The 19,154-nt window shown below is 61.6% G+C and carries 17 protein-coding genes and 1 tRNA gene; 9 read left to right on the forward strand and 9 right to left on the reverse strand.

Translation table 11 applies throughout. From position 1 onward, the window contains the following. The first annotated feature begins 31 nt into the window (after window positions 1–31). The gene (gene suhB / locus CDO35_RS21200; protein WP_079782978.1) at window positions 32–847 is read left to right on the forward strand and encodes a type III secretion system regulator SuhB; all 816 of its coding nucleotides are present in this window, start codon (window positions 32–34) and stop codon (window positions 845–847) included. 58 nt (window positions 848–905) lie between these two features. On the opposite strand, the gene CDO35_RS21205 is transcribed toward suhB, so the two are convergent. The 7 genes from CDO35_RS21205 to CDO35_RS21240 all read right to left on the reverse strand — a co-directional run bounded on the left by CDO35_RS21205 (window position 906) and on the right by CDO35_RS21240 (window position 7,932). After that, on the reverse strand, window positions 906–1,448 hold the full coding sequence (locus CDO35_RS21205) for a glycine zipper 2TM domain-containing protein (protein ID WP_037001940.1): 543 nt from the start codon (window positions 1,446–1,448) through the stop codon (window positions 906–908). A 118-nt stretch (window positions 1,449–1,566) separates the two neighbouring features. After that, a complete protein-coding gene (gene secF, locus CDO35_RS21210; protein ID WP_099526570.1) occupies window positions 1,567–2,484 on the reverse strand; it encodes a protein translocase subunit SecF in 918 nt (305 codons plus the stop codon). 9 nt (window positions 2,485–2,493) lie between these two features. Further along, window positions 2,494–4,362 (reverse strand): protein translocase subunit SecD, encoded by a 1,869-nt coding sequence (secD, locus tag CDO35_RS21215; protein WP_099526571.1) that lies wholly within the window; start codon window positions 4,360–4,362, stop codon window positions 2,494–2,496. Between the two features lie 212 nt (window positions 4,363–4,574). Next, entirely contained in the window at window positions 4,575–4,904 is a 330-nt protein-coding gene (yajC, locus tag CDO35_RS21225; protein WP_037001935.1) for a preprotein translocase subunit YajC, read from the reverse strand. Window positions 4,905–4,944: 40 nt separating this feature from the next. Then, window positions 4,945–6,060 (reverse strand): tRNA guanosine(34) transglycosylase Tgt, encoded by a 1,116-nt coding sequence (gene tgt, locus CDO35_RS21230; protein ID WP_099526641.1) that lies wholly within the window; start codon window positions 6,058–6,060, stop codon window positions 4,945–4,947. Between the two features lie 20 nt (window positions 6,061–6,080). Next, window positions 6,081–7,124, reverse strand: coding sequence for a tRNA preQ1(34) S-adenosylmethionine ribosyltransferase-isomerase QueA (queA, locus tag CDO35_RS21235; protein WP_099526572.1), 1,044 nt, complete (start codon window positions 7,122–7,124; stop codon window positions 6,081–6,083). 34 nt (window positions 7,125–7,158) lie between these two features. Continuing rightward, window positions 7,159–7,932, reverse strand: a complete 774-nt coding sequence (locus CDO35_RS21240) for a substrate-binding periplasmic protein (RefSeq protein ID WP_243699116.1) — start codon at window positions 7,930–7,932, stop codon at window positions 7,159–7,161. Between the two features lie 205 nt (window positions 7,933–8,137). Between CDO35_RS21240 and CDO35_RS21245 the strand changes: the two genes are divergently transcribed. The 3 genes from CDO35_RS21245 (at window position 8,138) to CDO35_RS21255 (ending at window position 9,609) form a co-directional block, all read left to right on the forward strand. After that, window positions 8,138–8,222 (forward strand) — tRNA-Leu (locus tag CDO35_RS21245). A 335-nt stretch (window positions 8,223–8,557) separates the two neighbouring features. Then, window positions 8,558–8,770 carry a cold-shock protein gene (locus tag CDO35_RS21250; protein WP_003459665.1) on the forward strand — a complete coding sequence of 71 codons (213 nt, stop codon included), beginning with the start codon at window positions 8,558–8,560 and terminating at the stop codon, window positions 8,768–8,770. A gap of 341 nt (window positions 8,771–9,111) precedes the next feature. After that, a complete protein-coding gene (locus tag CDO35_RS21255; protein ID WP_099526574.1) occupies window positions 9,112–9,609 on the forward strand; it encodes an RDD family protein in 498 nt (165 codons plus the stop codon). Between the two features lie 60 nt (window positions 9,610–9,669). Here the strand turns inward: CDO35_RS21255 and lptG are convergent, their stop codons facing one another. Beyond that, a complete protein-coding gene (gene lptG / locus CDO35_RS21260; protein WP_099526575.1) occupies window positions 9,670–10,734 on the reverse strand; it encodes an LPS export ABC transporter permease LptG in 1,065 nt (354 codons plus the stop codon). Then, window positions 10,727–11,851: an LPS export ABC transporter permease LptF gene (gene lptF / locus CDO35_RS21265; RefSeq protein ID WP_099526576.1), complete on the reverse strand. Its 1,125-nt coding sequence runs from the start codon at window positions 11,849–11,851 to the stop codon at window positions 10,727–10,729. Before lptF ends, lptG begins: the two co-directional genes overlap by 8 nt. Before the next feature lie 143 nt (window positions 11,852–11,994). Between lptF and CDO35_RS21270 the strand changes: the two genes are divergently transcribed. The 5 genes from CDO35_RS21270 to nhaC all read left to right on the forward strand — a co-directional run bounded on the left by CDO35_RS21270 (window position 11,995) and on the right by nhaC (window position 19,097). Then, complete coding sequence (locus tag CDO35_RS21270) at window positions 11,995–13,482, forward strand: leucyl aminopeptidase (RefSeq protein ID WP_099526577.1); 1,488 nt, start codon at window positions 11,995–11,997, stop codon at window positions 13,480–13,482. 127 nt (window positions 13,483–13,609) lie between these two features. Next, window positions 13,610–14,029, forward strand: a complete 420-nt coding sequence (locus CDO35_RS21275) for a DNA polymerase III subunit chi (protein WP_099526578.1) — start codon at window positions 13,610–13,612, stop codon at window positions 14,027–14,029. Between the two features lie 60 nt (window positions 14,030–14,089). Further along, window positions 14,090–14,518, forward strand: a complete 429-nt coding sequence (locus tag CDO35_RS21280; RefSeq protein ID WP_099526579.1) for a DNA polymerase III subunit chi — start codon at window positions 14,090–14,092, stop codon at window positions 14,516–14,518. A 178-nt stretch (window positions 14,519–14,696) separates the two neighbouring features. Continuing rightward, a complete protein-coding gene (locus CDO35_RS21285) occupies window positions 14,697–17,528 on the forward strand; it encodes a valine--tRNA ligase (RefSeq protein WP_099526580.1) in 2,832 nt (943 codons plus the stop codon). Between the two features lie 138 nt (window positions 17,529–17,666). Beyond that, window positions 17,667–19,097 (forward strand): Na+/H+ antiporter NhaC, encoded by a 1,431-nt coding sequence (gene nhaC / locus CDO35_RS21290; protein ID WP_099526581.1) that lies wholly within the window; start codon window positions 17,667–17,669, stop codon window positions 19,095–19,097. Window positions 19,098–19,154: the final 57 nt, after the last annotated feature.

The raw sequence follows: 19,154 nt of genomic DNA on the forward strand, positions 1-19,154 counted from the left end.
GGCTTTCTTTAACGTCCCAGGTGAACCTCCCATGCAGCCCATGCTGAATATCGCCCTGCGCGCCGCTCGCAGCGCCGGTGAAATGATCTTTCGCTCCATCGAGCGCCTGGATGTCATCTCGGTAGACGAGAAGGATGCCAAGGATTACGTCACCGAGGTCGACAAGGCCGCCGAGCTGATGATCGTCCAAGCCATTCGCAAGGCCTACCCGACCCACAGCTTCCTGGGCGAAGAAGGTGGCGTGCTTGAGGGCAGCGGCGATGGCGCCGACTACCAGTGGATCATCGACCCGCTGGACGGCACCACCAACTTCATTCGCGGCGTTCCGCACTTCGCCATCAGCATCGCCTGCAAATACCGCGGCCGCCTCGAGCACGCCATCGTTCTCGACCCGGTGCGCCAGGAAGAATTCACCGCTAGCCGTGGCCGTGGCGCCGCCCTCAATGGCCGCCGCCTGCGCGTGAGCAACCGTAAGAGCCTGGACGGCGCACTGCTGGGCACCGGCTTCCCGTTCCGCAACGAGCAACTGGATAACCTCGAGAACTACCTGGGCATGTTCCGCAGCCTGGTCGGCCAGACGGCCGGTGTACGCCGCGCCGGTGCCGCCAGCCTGGATCTGGCTTATGTCGCAGCCGGCCGCTACGACGCCTTCTGGGAGTTCGGCCTGTCTGAGTGGGACATGGCAGCTGGCGCCCTGCTGATTCAGGAAGCAGGCGGCTTGGTCAGCGATTTCACTGGCGGCCACGAATTCCTCGAGAAAGGCCAGATCGTTGCCGGTAACACCAAATGCTTCAAGGCCGTACTGACCGCGATCCAGCCACACCTGGCACCCTCGATGAAGCGCTAAGCTTCCGTCGAGCAATAAAAAAACGCCCCGAGGGGCGTTTTTTTATTGCTCCAGATTCTTACTGGGCCTGCTGCACCAGTACCAGTTCACCCTGCTTGTTGACCGGGATACGACTGCCCGGATCACGATCCATGCGCACGTTGCCGACCTTCTCACCCAGCTGGTACTTCACGTCATAGCCCACCAGCTTCTCGCTGGTATCGGTCACGGTGTTACAGCGGGTTTCGGTGGTGGTATAGGTGTCACGCTGCTGCATGCCCTCCTGAACCTTGTTGCCGGCATAACCGCCGCCAACTGCACCGGCTACCGTAGCGATCTTCTTGCCAGTGCCGCCGCCGATCTGGTTACCCAACAGACCACCTGCGATGGCGCCGATAGCAGTACCGGCAATCTGGTGCTGATCCTGCACCGGACGCTGACGGGTAACCGCCACGTCCTTGCACACTTCGCGCGGCGTTTTCACGGTTTCATTGATCGGGGTTACGGCCAGCACCTCTGCATAGTCCGGACCACGATCAACCAGGCTGTACGTAGCGACAGCGCCACCAGCGGTCACACCCACAGCACCCAGTACGGCACCTACCAACAGTGATTTATTCATTTTTTGTGTCTCCTAGGCTCGGCGACTCGCGCCCGTCTCCCTGCCTAGGACAGCAAAAAGCCGCGACAAGTTCGACTTGCCGCGGCTTTCGCTGGCTTTCATGAAGCCCATCACAACATCACGGACGACCGTCGTCAGCCTCAGCCTCGACCACAGGAGGAATCAAATCCTCCACGCTGAGCTTCAGCCACACCAGCACCGTGGCGCCGATGTAGACCGACGAGTAGGTGCCTACCACTACACCGACCAACAGAGTCAGCGCGAAGGCTGCCAGCACGTCACCGCCGAAGAACAGCAACGCCAGCAAGGCCAGCGCAGTGGACAACGAAGTAGCGATCGTCCGCAGAAGGGTCTGGGTGATCGAAACGTCGATGTTCTCGATCAACGAGGTCTTGCGCAGTACACGGAAGTTCTCACGAATACGGTCGTAGATGATGATGGTGTCGTTGAGCGAGTAACCGATCATCGCCAGCACCGCCGCCAGCACCGTCAGGTCGAACGGAACCTGGAAGAACGCCAGCACACCCAGGGTGATCACCACGTCGTGCACCAGCGACGCGATCGCACCAACACCAAACTTCCACTGAAAGCGAAAAGCCAGGTAGAGCATGATCCCGCCCAGCGCCAGGAGCATGGCAATGCCGCCCTGATCACGCAGCTCCTCGCCCACCTGCGGGCCGACGAACTCGACGCGCTTGACCTCGAAGCGCGCCGCCTCATCGACCTTGCGCAACGCAGCCGCGACCTCATTACCCAGGTCAGGGGAATCGCCAGCCAGACGCACCAGCACATCGGTACTGGCACCGAAGCTCTGCACCACAGCATCAGAATAGCCAGCCTGGCCCAACTCGGTCTTGATCAGATCGAGATTGGCCGGCTGCTCATACTGCAGTTCGATCAACGTACCGCCGGTGAAATCCAGGCCGAAATTCAGCCCCTTGGCAAACAGCGCGCCGAGACCGATCAGCGTCAGCACGACCGTAATGGAGAAGGCGATATTGCGGATCGCCATGAAACGAATGGTTGACTTGATCATAGCTGCACCTCAGATCCACAGCTTCTTGAAGTTACGGCCACCGAAGATCAGGTTGACCAGGCCACGAGTGAACATGATGGCGGTGAACATCGACGTAATGATGCCCAGCGACAGTGTCACCGCGAAGCCTTTCACCGGACCGGTCCCCATCGCGAACAGGATGCCGCCCACCAACAAGGTGGTCAGGTTACTGTCGAGAATCGCCGAATAGGCACGATCGAAGCCCTCGTGCAGAGCACGCTGCACCGGCAGTCCATTGGCCAACTCCTCGCGTATCCGCGAGAAAATCAGCACGTTGGCGTCAACCGCCATACCCAGAGTCAAGACGATACCGGCGATACCGGGCAGGGTCAGGGTCGCACCAATGGCCGACATCAGACCGACCAGCAGCACCAGGTTGAACGCCAGGGCAACGGTCGCCAGCACACCGAAGAAGCGATAGATGGCGATGATGAAGATAGCCACGAAGATCATCGCCCACTCGGTGGAGGCGATACCCTTGGCAATGTTTTCGGCACCCAGGCTCGGGCCAATGGTGCGCTCTTCAGCGAAGTACATCGGCGCTGCCAGACCACCAGCACGCAGCAGCAGCGCAAGCTCGGAAGACTCGCCCTGACCGTTCAGGCCGGTGATGCGGAACTGGCTGCCCAGCGCCGACTGGATAGTCGCCAGGCTGATGATCTTCTTCTCTTCGACGAACGAGGAGATAGCCACTTCCTGCTCGACGCCGTCGACGTTCTGACGCACGTAGCGAGTGACCGGCCTCTGCTCGATGAAGATCACCGCCATGCTGCGACCGACGTTGTTACGCGTGGCGCGGTTCATCAGATCACCGCCATGACCGTCGAGGCGAATGTTCACCTGCGGGCGACCATTCTCGTCGAAACTGGCCTGGGCGTCGGTCACCTGATCACCGGTGATGATCAGCTCACGCTCGAGTTGCACCGGCGGACGACCTTCCTCGCGGAAGCCGAAGGACTCGGTCGCACCGCGCGGCGCATCGAGATCGGCCTGCAGGCGGAACTCGAGGTTGGCGGTCTTACCGAGAATACGCTTGGCTTCTGCGGTGTCCTGCACACCCGGCAGCTCGACCACGATGCGGTTGGCGCCCTGACGCTGCACCAGCGGCTCGGCTACGCCCAGCTCATTGACGCGGTTACGTACGGTGGTGAGGTTCTGGCGAATGGAATATTCACGAATCTCGGCGATTTTCGCTTGAGTCAGACCCAACTGCAGAATCTGCTGGCCGCCACGCTCGATAGTGGTCAGTTCGAAATCGCTGTAATCCTTGCGAATCAGGCGCTGCGCCTTGTCCAGCGTATCGCTGTCGGCGAAGCCGAGCTGAATCCGGCTATTGCTCTCCGGCATGCTGCGGTAGCGAATACGCTCCTTGCGCAACAGGCTCTTGATCTCACCTTCATAGACCTTGCGGCGCACATCCAGCGCCTTGTCCATGTCGACCTCCAACAGGAAGTGCACACCGCCGGACAGGTCCAGGCCGAGCTTCATCGGGCTCGCACCCAGGCTACGCAGCCAGTCGGGGGTGGTTTGCGCCAGGTTCAGCGCCACGACGTAATCATCACCCAGCGCCCGACGGACGATGTCCTTGGCCGGCAACTGGTCATCCTGCCTGGTCAGACGGATCAGGCCACCGCGGCCACGCTCGTCGATGCTGGCTGCCTTGACGGCAATACCGGCGTCCTGCAGCGCTTTGCTGGCACGGTCGACATCGGTCTGCTCGATGCTCAGCGCCGAACTGGCGCCACTGATCTGCACGGCAGGATCATCTGGATAAAGGTTGGGAATGGAGTACACCAGGCCGATTGCCAGAACAGACAAAATCAGCAGGTATTTCCACAGAGGGTATTTATTGAGCATGAACGAGCCGCCCGCTTTATGACGCGGGGCGCTAAAGTGCACCTCTAAAAACTACCTGCGTTGCCATCGCTGCGTTAAAAACAGGCTCAAAATGCTCATTTACAACACGTAAATTCCGCTTTTTCGCCTGTTTTTGCCTTGCGCTGGCTGCCTCGCCTACGTTTTTAGAAGTGCCCTAAAGCGCCCCGTCGATATGGAAACTAAGAACCGAATCAGATGGCTTTCAGCGTGCCCTTGGGCAGAGTGGCAGCGATGGCCTGCTTCTGGAATTTCAGCTCGACAGTGTCAGACACTTCGATAACCACGAAATCGTCGGCAACCTTGGATACCTTGCCAGCGATACCACCGCTGGTAACCACTTCGTCGCCCTTCTGCAGGCCGCCGAGCAGGTTCTTGTGTTCCTTGGCGCGCTTGGCCTGCGGACGCCAGATCATCAGATAGAAGATGACCAGAAAGCCAATCAGGAAAACCCACTCGAAACCGCTGCCGGCAGGGCCAGCAGCGGCGGTGTCAGCGTAAGCGGCGGGGATGAAAAAGCTCATGTAACACTCCTAATGGAAAGGATCTTGAATCGTTCAGGAATCAGTCAAGCGGCGGCACAGGCAGGCCACGCTTGGCATAGAAGGTTTCGACGAAGGCGGCCAATGTACCCTGTTGGATAGCCTCGCGCAAACCAGCCATAACCCGCTGATAATGCCGCAAGTTATGGATGGTATTGAGCATGCTACCGAGCATTTCGCCGCACTTGTCCAGATGGTGCAGATAAGCGCGCGAGAAATGTTTGCAGGTGTAACAGTCGCAGGTCGGGTCCAGCGGCGAATCATCGTGTTTATGCACGGCGTTGCGAATCTTCACCACGCCGGTGTCGACGAACAGGTGGCCGTTACGCGCATTACGGGTGGGCATCACGCAGTCGAACATGTCCACACCACGACGCACGCCCTCGACCAGGTCTTCCGGCTTGCCCACGCCCATCAGGTAGCGCGGCTTGTCGGCTGGCATGTGCGGCGGCAGGAAGTCCAGCACGCGGATCATCTCTTCCTTCGGCTCACCGACCGACAGCCCGCCGATGGCCAGGCCATCGAAGCCGATCTCGCAAAGCCCTTCGAGCGAGCGCATGCGCAGCTCTTCGTGCATGCCACCCTGGACGATGCCAAACAGCGCAGCGGTACTTTCGCCATGTGCGGTCTTGGAGCGCTTGGCCCAGCGTAGCGACAGCTCCATCGAACGCTTGGCCACGTCGAACTCGGCCGGGTACGGCGTGCATTCATCGAAGATCATCACGATGTCCGAGCCCAGGTCGCGCTGCACCTGCATCGACTCTTCCGGCCCCATGAACACCTTGGCGCCATCGACCGGCGAAGCGAAGTACACGCCCTCTTCCTTGATCTTGCGCATCGCACCGAGGCTGAACACCTGGAAGCCACCAGAGTCGGTCAGGATCGGCCCCTGCCACTGCATGAAGTCGTGCAGGTCGCCATGTTTCTTGATCACCTCCATCCCCGGGCGCAGCCACAGGTGGAAGGTATTGCCGAGGATGATCTGCGCGCCGATATCCTCGACGTCACGCGGCAGCATGCCCTTGACCGTGCCGTAGGTGCCCACCGGCATGAAGGCCGGAGTTTCCACCACGCCACGCGGGAAGGTCAGGCGACCACGACGAGCCTTGCCGTCGGTAGCCAGCAACTCGAAGGACATGCGACAGGTGCGCGACATACTCAAACCTCGGGCCCGCGCGCGGCGGGATTGCGGGTGATGAACATGGCATCACCGTAACTGAAGAAGCGATAGCCCTGCGCCACGGCCTCGCGGTAGGCAGCCATCGTCTCGGGATAACCGGCAAAGGCCGACACCAGCATCAGCAGGGTCGACTCGGGCAGGTGGAAATTGGTCACCAGGGCATCGACCACATGGAATGGACGGCCTGGATAGATAAAGATGTCGGTATCGCCACTGAAGGGCTTCAACTCACCGTCTCGTGCAGCTGTTTCCAGCGAGCGCACGCTGGTAGTGCCCACCGCGACCACGCGTCCGCCGCGGGCGCGACAGGCTGCCACGGCGTCGACCACATCCTGGCCGACCTCCAGCCACTCACTGTGCATATGGTGATCTTCAATCCGCTCAACCCGGACCGGCTGGAAGGTACCGGCGCCAACGTGAAGCGTCACGAACGAGGTGTCCACACCCTTGGCGCGGATCGCCGCCAGCAGTTCGTCATCGAAGTGCAGGCCCGCAGTCGGAGCAGCCACGGCACCCGCCTTCTGCGCATAGACGGTCTGATAACGCTCGCGATCCGCCTCGTCATCCGGCCGATCTATATAAGGAGGCAGCGGCATATGGCCGACGCGCTCCAGCAGCGGCAGCACAGGCTCGGCAAAACGTAGCTCGAACAGCGCGTCGTGACGCGCGACCATCTCGGCCTCACCACCACCGTCGATGAGAATCTGCGAGCCGGGCTTGGGCGATTTGCTCGAACGCACGTGGGCCAGCACGCGGTACTGATCCAGCACGCGCTCCACCAGCACTTCGAGCTTGCCGCCAGAGGCCTTCTGACCGAACAGGCGCGCCGGAATCACTCGGGTGTTGTTGAACACCATGAGATCACCCGGACGAAGCTGCTCCAGCACATCGGTGAACTGGCCGTGGCACAGCGTGCCGCTAGGGCCATCGAGCTGCAGCAGACGGCTGGCGCGGCGCTCGGCCAAGGGATGACGAGCGATCAGCGACTCGGGAAGGTCGAAGTGGAAATCGGCAACACGCATGATTCGGAGGGGTAATTTTGCAGGGTGGCAGAGCTTACCGGATTTCCACTTGGCCGGCCACGTGAGCCTGCGGCGCATACCTGGCGACGATACGAGCCAGCGTGCCATCGGCCTGCAAGGACAGGATGGCAGCATTGAATGCATCGAGCCGGCCCGCAAAGTCTCGATGCAAACGCAAGCGCAGCTGAGAGCGATTGACCGTCGGCCCCTCCTCGACCTGCCAGCGTGACGCCTGCAGTTGCGCGTCTTCATGCTGAAGATAACGCCACTCCAAGCGATCCAGAATCCCGGCCTCGCTACGCCCCTGCGCCACCAGATAGATCAGCGCCCGCACATCGGCCCCATCGTTGCGCTGAAAGTACTCACTGCCGGCGTAACCATAACCACGCACCGTGGCAATCGAACGCCCCTGCAGGTCCTGCAGACGCTGATAGGCAAAGCGCCTGCCAGGCGCGAAGATCAGCATTTCCTCGGCCTGCAGAACCGGCACTGTCCACAGTGAGACTTCGGCCTGATCGGCGTCGCTGCGCCAATTCTTGCTCACACAGCCCTCGATCTGCAGATATCCCTCACGGAACAGCTTCTGCGTACGCAAAGGCGGCTGCGGATGACTGGCTTGCAGCTGTTCAGGCAAACGCTCATCCAGCGCGAGCATTAACTCATGGAAGATGCCGCTGACCCGCTGATCCTCGACAATCCAGTACGGCATCCAGCTTTCATCGGTCACGGCATAGGTCAGCGTTCCGGCCTGCGCAACAGGCGCAAGTAGCAGACCGGCAACAAGTGCACCACGCAAGACGTTGATCACTCCCCCTCCCAACATTGGACTGCCCCGACACCTTTATATACGCCACACCCAGCGCACTTGATGACAGCTGGCGATTCTAGCCGCAACGACGCAATCAAAGCCGGATGCCACTAGCTGCGCCATTGGCCGTTAGTAGATCAACCGATCACTGCACTAACGCCGATTGACCGACGCCAGGCGCATCCCTATACTGCGCCGCCATTGTGCCCCGGTGGCGGAATCGGTAGACGCGGCGGATTCAAAATCCGTTTTCGAAAGGAGTGGGAGTTCGAGTCTCCCCCGGGGCACCACGATTCGAAGCCCGCAAGACATTGTCTTGCGGGCTTTTTCGTATCTGCGCGAACAACGTGGGCAATTGTTGCAAGCATATTGCCGAAAAACTTTTCCGACACCCCGACAAGCCCCGCAAAACCTGGCCGGCGACCTTGCTGGCGGGGGTTGGCAATTGCGCAAAAGTTAGCGTAGAGTGAGTCAACTGTTTGCATGGGTCGCTGTGAATCGTGACTCTGGTGCAGCAGATCATCTAGATCCGCTACATCCCGCTCGACTTCTATTACTCCTTGCAACCAGTCTCAGCCCTCTATACTTGGAGGCTGTCATCAACTCTAGTTTCAAGGAAAAAGACATGTCGAATCGTCAGAACGGTACCGTCAAGTGGTTTAACGACGAGAAAGGTTTTGGTTTTATCACTCCCGAAAGCGGTCCGGATCTGTTCGTGCACTTCCGCGCGATCGAAGGTAACGGCTTCAAGAGCCTGAAAGAAGGCCAGAAAGTCAGCTTCGTAGCTGTGCAAGGTCAAAAAGGCATGCAGGCTGACCAGGTTCAAGTCCTGGGCTAATCGCCGCTGCTTTGAAGAACCCCTGATATCAGTCAGGGGTTTTTTTTGCCTATCATTTCTGTACCCCACCTTTCGCAGCGCCAGGTTACAGATAGCCCACGTACATCTTTATATCGATCGCAAAGTCGCGGTTAGCAGGCTGTTGAAAAACTACCTACGTTGCCATTGCTGCGTTAAAAACAGGCTCAAAATGCTCATTTACAACTCGTAAAGTCGAGCGCGACCCCGGTCGTTTTTCGCCTGTTTTTGTGGGGCCGCCATCGGCATTGCACTGGCTGCCTCGCCTACGTTTTTCAACGGCCTGCTAGAATGGCGCGCACTTTCGTCTCAGCGAGCCCATCATGCCGAAACACCAATTACGTCCGCAGGGAGACTTCCCCACTGCCGGGCTGATTCGTCGCCTGGCGGCCCTCTTCTACGATTTTCTGCTCTGCGTGGCACTGATCATGGTCGTCACCCTGATCTACCAGCAGGGCATCCTGCGCCTGATTCACGGCGGCGATGCACTGATGGCCATGGCCGAGGCCGGTGTTCTGGATCATGACCCGATTCTTGCCAGCCTGGTGCTGCTGTCGCTGTTCGCCTTCTTCGCCAAGTTCTGGACGCACAATGGCCAGACACTGGGCATGCAGGCCTGGGGGCTGCGCATCCAGAACGCCGACGGCAGCGCCATCGACCTGTGGCAGGCTCTGCTGCGCTTCGTGGTCGCCATCGGCTCTTGGCTGTTCGCTGGCCTGGGCTTCCTCTGGCTACTGTGGGACAAGCAGGGCCGCACCTGGCACGACATCTACTCCGACAGCCGCATGGTGCAGTTGCCGAAGAACATTCACAAAAAATAGCCCAGAGCAGATGCAAAAAAGCCGGTTCAATGAACCGGCTTTTTCATGCGTGCGAATGACTCATCCAGCTCGGCGCAGCAGCCAAACCCCGGCCAACGCACAGATACCGGCCGGCACCAGCACCGCCAGCAGCGGCGAGAAGCCGAATACCAGGCTCGACGGGCCCAGCAGGTCCTGAGCGATACGGAAGATGAAGCCCACTAGCACACCGGTAAATACGCGCTGCCCCAGTGTCACCGAGCGCAGCGGACCGAAGATAAAGGAGATAGCCATCAAGACCAGCGCGCCGGTTACCAGCGGCTGCAGCACCTTGGTCCAGAACGCCAGCCAGTAGCGTGCGTTGTTCAGGCCCTGCTCCCCCAGGTAATGGATGTACTGCCAAAGCCCGGTGACCGACAGTGCTTCAGGCTCCATCACCACGGTACCGAGCAGCTCCGGATTGAGCTCGATCTCCCAGCGCTCTTCACGCTGGTTGACCACTTCGGAGTGATCTTCATGCAGCAGCGTGGTCTGCACGTTGCGCAGCATCCAGTGGTTGTCACGGTATTCGGCGCGACGGGCGAAACTGGAGGAAAGCAGGCGACGCTCGTCATCGAAGCGGTAACGCGTCACCCCAAGCAGGACGCCATTGGGCTGCACGGCGTTGATGTGCACATATTCCTGCCCCTGACGGTGCCACATACCGCGCTTGGAGCTCTGCGCCGCACCGCCACCCTGAGCCAGGGCGCGATCCGCCTGCGCCTGATTTTCGGTCATCGGCGCGACGTACTCGCCGATCAGAATACCGGCCAGCATCAGCACCAGCATGGGCTTCATTACCGCCCAGACGATACGCCCGATGGAAACACCGGCCGCACGCATGATGGTCAGCTCGCTGTTGCTGGCCAAGGTACCGAGACCAATCAGGCAGCCGATCAGCGCCGCCATCGGCAGCATCTCGTAGGCACGGCGCGGCGCGGTCAGCAAGACGTACCAGAGCGCCTGACCAAGACCGTAATCGCCCTTGTTAAGGTCGCCCAATTCGTCGATGAACGCGAACAGCAGTGCCAGGCCGAGAATGATGCCCAGCACTGCCAGAATAGCGAAGAACACCTGGGTGCCAATGTAGCGATCCAACTTAGCCATGAGCCACCTCCGACACCGGCGCACGACGACTGGCCCACCACAGACTCAGACGCTCCCAATACAACAACAACATGCCGATGGCGAAGAAGATGCCATGCACCCACCACAACCCCAGCGCCGCCGGCAAACGGCCCTTGTCCAGCGCGCCACGAGCGGCGATCAGCAGGCCGAGGTAAGCCATATAGAGGAAGATAGCCGGCAGCAGTTTGAGGAAGCGGCCCTGACGCGGATTGACCTTCGACAGCGGCACGGCCAGCAGGGTGACGATGAACACCAGCAACGGCAGTGACAGGCGCCATTGCAACTCGGCCTGCATGCGCGGGTCGTCGCTGCCGAACAGCTCACGGGTCGGCGTCGCCTCACGCTCACTGGCTTCGATGGCGACCTCCGGCTTGGGCAGCAACACACCATAGGTGTCGTACTGGATGGCCCGATAGTCGGCCTCGCCCGGCTCGCCGTCATAGCGATAGCCGTTTTCCAGAATCAGATAGCGGCTGCCATCTTCCTGAATTTCCTGACGACCACTCTCGGCTACCAGCACGGTAATGCCACGCTCCGAGGTGCCATCGGTGGAGAAGCGCTTCTCCGACATGAACACGCCGCGCAGCTCGCTGCGATCAGGCGACAGCTCCTGCGAGTAGGTCACCCGCGATCCATCGCGCAACGACTGGAAGCGCCCCGGCACCAGAGTATCGAGTTCGGTCAGGGCATCCTGCTCGTTGAGGATGCGCGCTACGCTGGCCACACCTTGCGGTGCCAGGCCCATGCTCAGCCAGCCCACGAGCAGGGCGACGATCAGCGCCGGCGCCATGCTGTAGACGGTGAGGCGCTGCTGACTGACGCCGGTGGCCGACAGCACGGTCATCTCGCTGTCCAGGTACAGGCGCCCATAGGCCAGCAGAAAACCGAGGAACAGGCCGAGCGGCAGGATCAGTTGCAGGAAGCCGGGAATCCGGTACCCCATGATCAGAAACAGCACACCAGGATCGAGTACACCCTGTGCGGCCTGGGCCAGATATTTGATGAAACGACCGCTCATGATGATCACCAGCAGCACGGCACTCACCGCACTGAGGGTCACCAGCACTTCACGGGACAGATAACGGAAGACGATCAAACCGGACGCTCCAGGGTTGTCAGGCTCAGGCGCGAGCGCTCACACTAGCTGCACCTACTTGCCGGCCCACCGCAGGGTGGGCCCTCGAAAAATGGCGGTCATTATCCGTCAAACCCGACTCTTTGTCTTGGGGACAGCTCACTATGGAATTCCTCGTCAAAAGCACCCGTGCAGAAACCCTGAAAACCGCCACCCTGGTCGTCGCCATCGGTGAAGGCCGCAAGCTCGGCGACACCGCCAAGGCCGTCGACCTGGCCAGCAACGGTGCGCTCAGCGCCGTGCTCAAGCGCGGCGACATCGCCGGCAAGCCGGGCCAGACCCTGCTGCTGCACAGCCTGCCGGGGCTCAAGGCCGAGCGCGTGCTGTTGGTGGGCTGCGGCAAGGGTGATCTATCCGACCGTCAACTGCGCAAGTTGGTTGCAAGCGTGCATGGCGTACTCAAAGGCCTGGGCGGCAGCGATGCCCTGCTCGCTCTGGGTGAACTCAAGGTCAAGGGCCGCGACACCTACGGCAAGACCCGCCTGATCGTCGAGACGCTGGCCGATGGCACCTATCTGTTCGAGCAGTTCAAGAGCCAGAAAGCTGACCCACGCGCACTGAAGAAAATCACCCTGGTTGTCGACAAGGCCGAGCTCGCCGACGCCGAACGCGGCCTGCAGCATGCCCGCGCCATCGCCAGCGGCGTCGCCTTCACCAAAGATCTGGGCAACCTGCCGCCAAACCTCTGCCACCCCAGCTACCTGGCTGAAGAAGCCAAGGCCCTGGGCAAGGCGCACAAGAACCTCAAGGTCGAAATCCTCGACGAGAAGAAACTCAAGGAGCTCGGCGCCGGCGCCTTCCTCGCCGTAGCCCAGGGCAGCGAGCAGCCGCCGCGGATGATCGTCATGCACTATCAGGGCGGCAAGAAGGATGACAAACCCTTCGCCCTGGTCGGCAAGGGCATCACCTTCGACACCGGCGGCATCAGCATCAAGCCGGCTGCCGGCATGGACGAGATGAAGTACGACATGTGCGGCGCCGCCAGCGTGTTCGGCACCCTCAAGGCAGTGCTGGAGCTGCAACTGCCGATCAACCTGGTGTGCCTGCTGGCCTGCGCCGAGAACATGCCCAGCGGCCGTGCGACCCGTCCTGGCGACATCGTCACCACCATGAGCGGGCAGACCGTGGAAATCCTCAACACCGACGCCGAAGGCCGTCTGGTGCTATGCGACACCCTGACCTACGCCGAGCGCTTCAAGCCGCAGGCAGTAATCGATATCGCCACCCTCACCGGTGCCTGCATCGTCGCCCTGGGCAGCAATGTCTCCGGCCTGATGGGCAACAACGACGCGCTGGTCAAGCAGATACTCAAGGCAGGCGAAAGCGCCGACGACCGCGCCTGGCAACTGCCGCTGTACGACGAATATCAGGAGCAGCTGGACAGCCCCTTCGCCGACATCGCCAACATCGGCGGGCCGAAGGCCGGCACCATCACCGCTGGCTGCTTCCTGTCGCGCTTCGCCAAGAACTTCCACTGGGCGCACCTGGATATCGCCGGTACCGCCTGGATCAGCGGCGGCAAGGACAAAGGCGGCACCGGCCGCCCGGTACCGATGCTGACCCAGTACCTGCTGGATCGCGCCAAGGTCTGACCCAGCATCCGGCCCATGCTCGTGCAGGAGCGGCTTCAGCCGCGATAATTCGCGATGAAATCGTGGATGAATCCGCTCCTATAGAATCCGATACACCGCCATTCGCCTTTTATCGTCGAAACCATTGATGCCCAGAATCGAGTTCTACGTTCTCTCCTCCAACGACGCCACGGGCCGCTTGCGCGCCGCCTGCCAACTGGCGCTCAAGGCATGGAATGCTGGTCTGCCAGTGTTCGTTCGCGGCAGCGACGAGGCGCAGTGTGGTGAACTCGACGAACTGCTGTGGACGTTCAAAGCCGAACGCTTCGTGCCCCATGACCTGCACCATGAAGCGCCGCTGTCGCCCGTGGTGCTGGGCATCGACGAAGTGCCGAGTACCGAGCAGGGCGTGCTGATCAACTTAGGCAGCAGCCTGTCGCCGCATGTCGAGCGCTTTTCACGCATCATCGAGATCGTCAATCAGCAGCCCGAGTTGCTGAGCGTCTGTCGCGAGAATTTCCGCACCTATCGCCAGCGCGGGTATGATCCGCAACGCGTCGAACTTTAGTGTCCGTGCACGCTCACAACACAAGCCATTCCAGCCCTTTTTCTCGCTGCGCCGATAATCATGGACACCCCCAAGCCCCCACAGAAACCTGCTCAGTTGCTGCACGACCTGGAGTCGATTCGCGAGCTGCTGGGCGATAACGGCAGCGAACCGCCACTGCTGATCGACTCGCTGGACCCGGACAGCATTCCGGTACTGTCCGACATCGTCAGCGCGCCGCCCGGCCCGCCTCCACCCTTTCATGCAACGCCGACGCCCAAACCGACGCCAGCCCCGCAGCCAGCGCCGGCGCCAAGCCCGCTGCGTGAGCGCATCGAGCCGCGCCTGCATGACAGCGCCCGCGATCTGCAGCATTTGAATGGCGAGTTGCGCGCCGCCGCCCAGTTGATCTTGCAGGACGTGATCGACGATTTCGTGCCGCAGATCGAGGCCGAACTCAAGCGCCGCCTCGAAGCCCGCCTGCCGCGCCTGCTGCCGCCACGCAAGTAATCCCCTGCCCCGCCCCGGGGCAAGAGTTTGCCACCCGACAGCAAAAGCTTCGCCCCGAGGCGGGCCTCCTACAAAACTGAACGCTGGTCTGCCCTATAGCGCAGGGCTTATGGCTTGGTGCTCAGAAGCGGTATACTTGTCGGCTTTTCCGATCAGCCGTCAAAGGGTCCCGCCGCGCATGGACAAGACCTACCAGCCGCACGCCATTGAAACCGCCCTGTACCAGAACTGGGAAGCCAAGGGCTACTTCGCCCCGCAAGGCTCGGGCGAGCCGTACACCATCATGATCCCGCCGCCAAACGTCACCGGCAGCCTGCACATGGGCCACGGCTTCAACAACTCGATCATGGATGCGCTGATCCGCTTCCGCCGCATGCAGGGCCGCAACACCCTGTGGCAGCCGGGCACTGACCACGCGGGCATCGCCACGCAGATGGTGGTCGAGCGTCAGCTGGCCGCCGACGGTATTGGCCGCCACGACTTGGGCCGCGAAAAATTCCTGGAGAAGGTCTGGGAATGGAAGGAGCAGTCCGGCGGCACCATCACCCGTCAGATTCGCCGCCTGGGCAGCTCGGTGGACTGGTCGCGCGAGCGCTTCACCATGGACGACGGTCTTTCCGAAGCCGTGAAAGAAGCCTTCGTACGCCTGCATGAAGACGGCCTGATCTATCGCGGCAAGCGCCTGGTCAACTGGGACACCAAGTTCCACACCGCCATCTCCGACCTCGAAGTGGAAAACCACGACGAGAAGGGCTCGCTGTGGAACCTGCGCTACCCGCTGGCCGACGGCAAGAAAACCGCTGAAGGCAATGATTACCTGATCGTCGCCACCACCCGCCCGGAAACCATGCTCGGCGACAGCGCCGTGGCCGTGCACCCGGAAGACGAGCGCTACAAGGCGCTGATCGGCAGCTTCGTCGAGCTGCCGCTGCTGGGCCGTCGCATCCCGATCATCGCCGATGATTACTGCGACCCCGAGTTCGGCACCGGCTGCGTGAAGATCACCCCGGCGCACGACTTCAACGACTATGAAGTGGGCAAGCGCCACAACCTGCCGCTGATCAACATCTTCGACAAGAACGCCGCCGTGCTGGCTCAGGCCCAGGTGTTCAATATCGACGGTAGCGTCAACGCCGAGATCGATGGCAGCCTGCCAGCCGAATACGCCGGCCTCGACCGCTTCGTCGCACGCAAGCAGATCGTCGCCGCCTTCGACGCAGCCGGCCTGCTGGAGAAGATCGAAGACCACGCCCTGAAAGTGCCGAAAGGCGACCGTTCCGGCACCGTTATCGAGCCGTGGCTGACCGACCAATGGTACGTCTCCACCAAGCCGCTGGCCGAAAAAGCCATCGCCGTGGTCGAGAGTGGCGAGATCCAGTTCGTGCCCAAGCAGTACGAGAACATGTACTTCAGCTGGATGCGTGACATTCAGGACTGGTGCATCAGCCGTCAGCTGTGGTGGGGCCACCGCATTCCGGCCTGGTACGACGATGCCGGCAACGTCTACGTCGGTCGCGACGAGGCCGAGGTTCGCGCCAAGCACAACCTCGGCGACGCCAACCTGCGCCAGGACGACGACGTGCTCGACACCTGGTTCAGCTCCGGCCTGTGGACCTTCTCCACCCTCGGCTGGCCGCAGCAGACTGACTTCCTCAAGACCTTCCACCCCACCGACGTGCTGGTCACCGGCTTCGACATCATTTTCTTCTGGGTCGCCCGGATGATCATGCTGTCGACCCACCTGACCGGGCAGATTCCGTTCAAGACCGTCTACGTGCACGGTCTGGTACGCGATGGTCAGGGTCAGAAGATGTCCAAGTCCAAGGGCAACGTGCTCGACCCGCTGGATATCGTCGACGGCATCGACCTCGAATCCCTGGTGGCCAAGCGCACCAGCGGCATGATGCAGCCCAAGCTGGCCGAGAAGATCGCCAAGCAGACCCGCGCCGAATTCCCCGAAGGCATCGCCGCCTACGGCACCGACGCCCTGCGCTTCACCAACCTGGCGCTGGCCTCCACCGGCCGCGACATCAAGTTCGACATGGGCCGCGTCGAGGGCTACCGCAACTTCTGCAACAAGCTGTGGAACGCCGCCAACTTCGTCATCGAGAACACCGATGACAAGGACACTGGCGTAGGTGGCGAGGCAGTCGAACTGTCGCCGGTGGATCGCTGGATCATCTCCGCCCTGCAGCGCACCGAGGCTGACGTGACCCGCCACCTCGACGCCTTCCGCTTCGACCTGGCGGCTCAGACCCTGTACGAATTCATCTGGGACGAGTACTGCGCCTGGTACCTGGAGCTGGTCAAGCCGGTGCTGTGGGACGAAAACGCGCCCATCGAGCGCCAGCGCGGCACCCGCCGCACCCTGGTGCGCGTACTGGAAGTGATCCTGCGCCTGGCTCACCCGTTCATGCCCTTCATCACCGAAGAAATCTGGCAGCGCATCAAGGGCCAGGCCGGCGTGCAGGGCGACACCCTGATGCTGCAACCCTGGCCGGTGGCCAATGAGAGCCGCATCGACGCCGCCGCCGAAGGCGACATTGAGTGGGTCAAGCAACTGATGCTGGGCGTGCGCCAGATACGTGGCGAGATGAAGATCTCCATGGCCAAGCGCATCGACATCATCGTCGCCAACAGCAATGCCGAAGATCTGCGCCGCCTGGCCGACTTCGAGCCACTGCTGAGCAAGCTGGCCAAGCTGGAGTCGGTGCGCGTGCTGGCAGCCGGTGAAGAAGCCCCGATGTCCGCCACCACCCTGGTCGGCGAGATGGAAGTGCTGGTGCCGATGGCCGGCCTTATCGACAAGGACGCCGAACTGGCGCGCCTGGACAAGGAAGTTGCCCGCCTCGAAGGCGAGGTCAAGCGTGTTGGCGGCAAGCTGGCCAACGAAGGCTTCGTCGCCAAGGCGCCGGCCGAAGTGCTCGATAAAGAGCGCGCCAAGCTGGCCGAGGCTGAACAGGCCCTGGCCAAGATGGTCGAGCAGCGCGGCAAGATCGCCGCACTCTGATCACCGCGCGACACCCACAGACCCGCGCCCCAACCGGCGCGGGTTTGTTTTTTGTGGGAGAGGCTTCAGCCGCGAGCTTTAACCGCAAAGTCGCGGCTGAAGCCCCTCCCACGGTTAGTTTGATTGCCCGGAACACCCATGACTGCCCGCTCCCCTTCCCTGCTCGACGCCTTGCTGCCGATTGGCGTGCTCGTCGTGCTGCTCAGCCTCTCCGTTTACCTATTCGGTGACAGCTCCTCCAGCGGCCCGAACCAGATCGCCCTGATGAGCGCCGCCTTCGTCGCCGGCCTGATCGGCCTGAAGAACGGCCTGCGCTGGGCCGAGATCGAAGAAGGCATACTCGCTGGCATCCACATGGCGATGAAAGCCAACCTGATTCTGCTGGCGGTCGGTGCGCTGATCGGCACCTGGATTCTCGCCGGCACGGTGCCGACCATGATCTGGCTGGGTCTGAAGCTGATCAGCGCCGAGTACTTCTACCTCACCAGTTGCCTGATCTGCGCACTCACCGCGCTGTCCATCGGCAGCTCGTGGACGGTGGCCGGCACCCTCGGCATCGGTCTGATGAGCGTGGCAGCAGGCCTGGGGCTGGACCCGGCGATCACCGCCGGTGCGATCATTTCCGGCGCCTACTTCGGCGACAAGCTGTCGCCACTATCGGACACCACCAACCTGGCGCCAGCCGCTGCCGGCGCCGACCTGTTCGCGCATATCCGCAACATGTTGCGCACCACGGTGCCGGCGTTGCTGATCGCCCTGGTGATCTTCTTCACCCTCGGCCAGCAGGCCAGCGCCGAACATGACACCAGCCGTATCGCCGAGGTATTGAGCGCGCTGGAGGCCCAGTTCAACCTCGGCTGGCACCTGCTGCTGCCGGTGGCATTCCTGCTGCTGCTAGCAGTACGCCAGTGGGCCGCCTTCCCGGCGGTATTTCTCGCCGCCCTGCTCGGTGCGGTATTCGCAGTGGTGTTCCAGCCGGAGGTGATGGCGCGCCTGGCTGACCCTCAAGCTGGCGCCTTGGCGCCGCTGAAAACCGTATGGACCGCGCTGTTCGCCGGTTATGAGTCGGCCAGCGGCAACGCCGAGCTCGATGGCCTGCTGTCCAAGGGCGGCATGGCCAGCATGCTCACCACGGTGTGGCTGATCATTTGCGCCATGTGCTTCGGCGGCGTACTGGAGCGCCTCGGTCTGCTGCAGCGCCTGTTGCAGAGTGCCCTGCGCCTGGTGCGCAGCGACAGCGGCCTGGTCGCCAGCACCATCACCACCACCATCGGTACCAATGTCATCACCGCCGATCAGTACATCGCCCTGGTGCTGCCGGGGCGCATGTATCGCGCTGAATACGAAAAACGCGGCCTGGCGCCAACCAACCTGTCACGCGCGCTGGAGGACGGCGGCACCCTGACCTCGGTGCTGGTGCCCTGGAATACCTGCGGCGCTTACATGGCCGCGACGCTGGGCGTGGCGACGTTGAGCTACCTGCCGTACTGCTTTTTCAACCTGATCATGCCGGTGCTGGCCATCGCCCTCGCCTACCTGCTGCCGCCTAAGGCGCAGACTGCTGTTTGATTTCGCATCCGTTCGGGCCGGCCAGCGCTGCGGCCCGAACGCCTCATTAAGTAGCAA

It is taken from the genome of Pseudomonas sediminis (genome assembly GCF_002741105.1).
GTDB lineage: Bacteria > Pseudomonadota > Gammaproteobacteria > Pseudomonadales > Pseudomonadaceae > Aquipseudomonas > Aquipseudomonas sediminis.

Coding starts and splice junctions, on each gene's coding strand:
- CDO35_RS21280 (WP_099526579.1), top strand. CDS start 14,090: ATGGACACCCCCAAGCCCCCACAGAAACCTGCTCAGTTGCTGCACGAC.
- CDO35_RS21270 (WP_099526577.1), top strand. CDS start 11,995: ATGGAATTCCTCGTCAAAAGCACCCGTGCAGAAACCCTGAAAACCGCC.
- CDO35_RS21250 (WP_003459665.1), top strand. CDS start 8,558: ATGTCGAATCGTCAGAACGGTACCGTCAAGTGGTTTAACGACGAGAAA.
- suhB (WP_079782978.1), top strand. CDS start 32: ATGCAGCCCATGCTGAATATCGCCCTGCGCGCCGCTCGCAGCGCCGGT.
- queA (WP_099526572.1), bottom strand. CDS start 7,124: ATGCGTGTTGCCGATTTCCACTTCGACCTTCCCGAGTCGCTGATCGCT.
- nhaC (WP_099526581.1), top strand. CDS start 17,667: ATGACTGCCCGCTCCCCTTCCCTGCTCGACGCCTTGCTGCCGATTGGC.
- CDO35_RS21275 (WP_099526578.1), top strand. CDS start 13,610: ATGCCCAGAATCGAGTTCTACGTTCTCTCCTCCAACGACGCCACGGGC.
- secF (WP_099526570.1), bottom strand. CDS start 2,484: ATGATCAAGTCAACCATTCGTTTCATGGCGATCCGCAATATCGCCTTC.
- secD (WP_099526571.1), bottom strand. CDS start 4,362: ATGCTCAATAAATACCCTCTGTGGAAATACCTGCTGATTTTGTCTGTT.
- CDO35_RS21205 (WP_037001940.1), bottom strand. CDS start 1,448: ATGAATAAATCACTGTTGGTAGGTGCCGTACTGGGTGCTGTGGGTGTG.
- CDO35_RS21255 (WP_099526574.1), top strand. CDS start 9,112: ATGCCGAAACACCAATTACGTCCGCAGGGAGACTTCCCCACTGCCGGG.
- yajC (WP_037001935.1), bottom strand. CDS start 4,904: ATGAGCTTTTTCATCCCCGCCGCTTACGCTGACACCGCCGCTGCTGGC.
- lptG (WP_099526575.1), bottom strand. CDS start 10,734: ATGGCTAAGTTGGATCGCTACATTGGCACCCAGGTGTTCTTCGCTATT.
- CDO35_RS21285 (WP_099526580.1), top strand. CDS start 14,697: ATGGACAAGACCTACCAGCCGCACGCCATTGAAACCGCCCTGTACCAG.
- tgt (WP_099526641.1), bottom strand. CDS start 6,060: ATGTCCTTCGAGTTGCTGGCTACCGACGGCAAGGCTCGTCGTGGTCGC.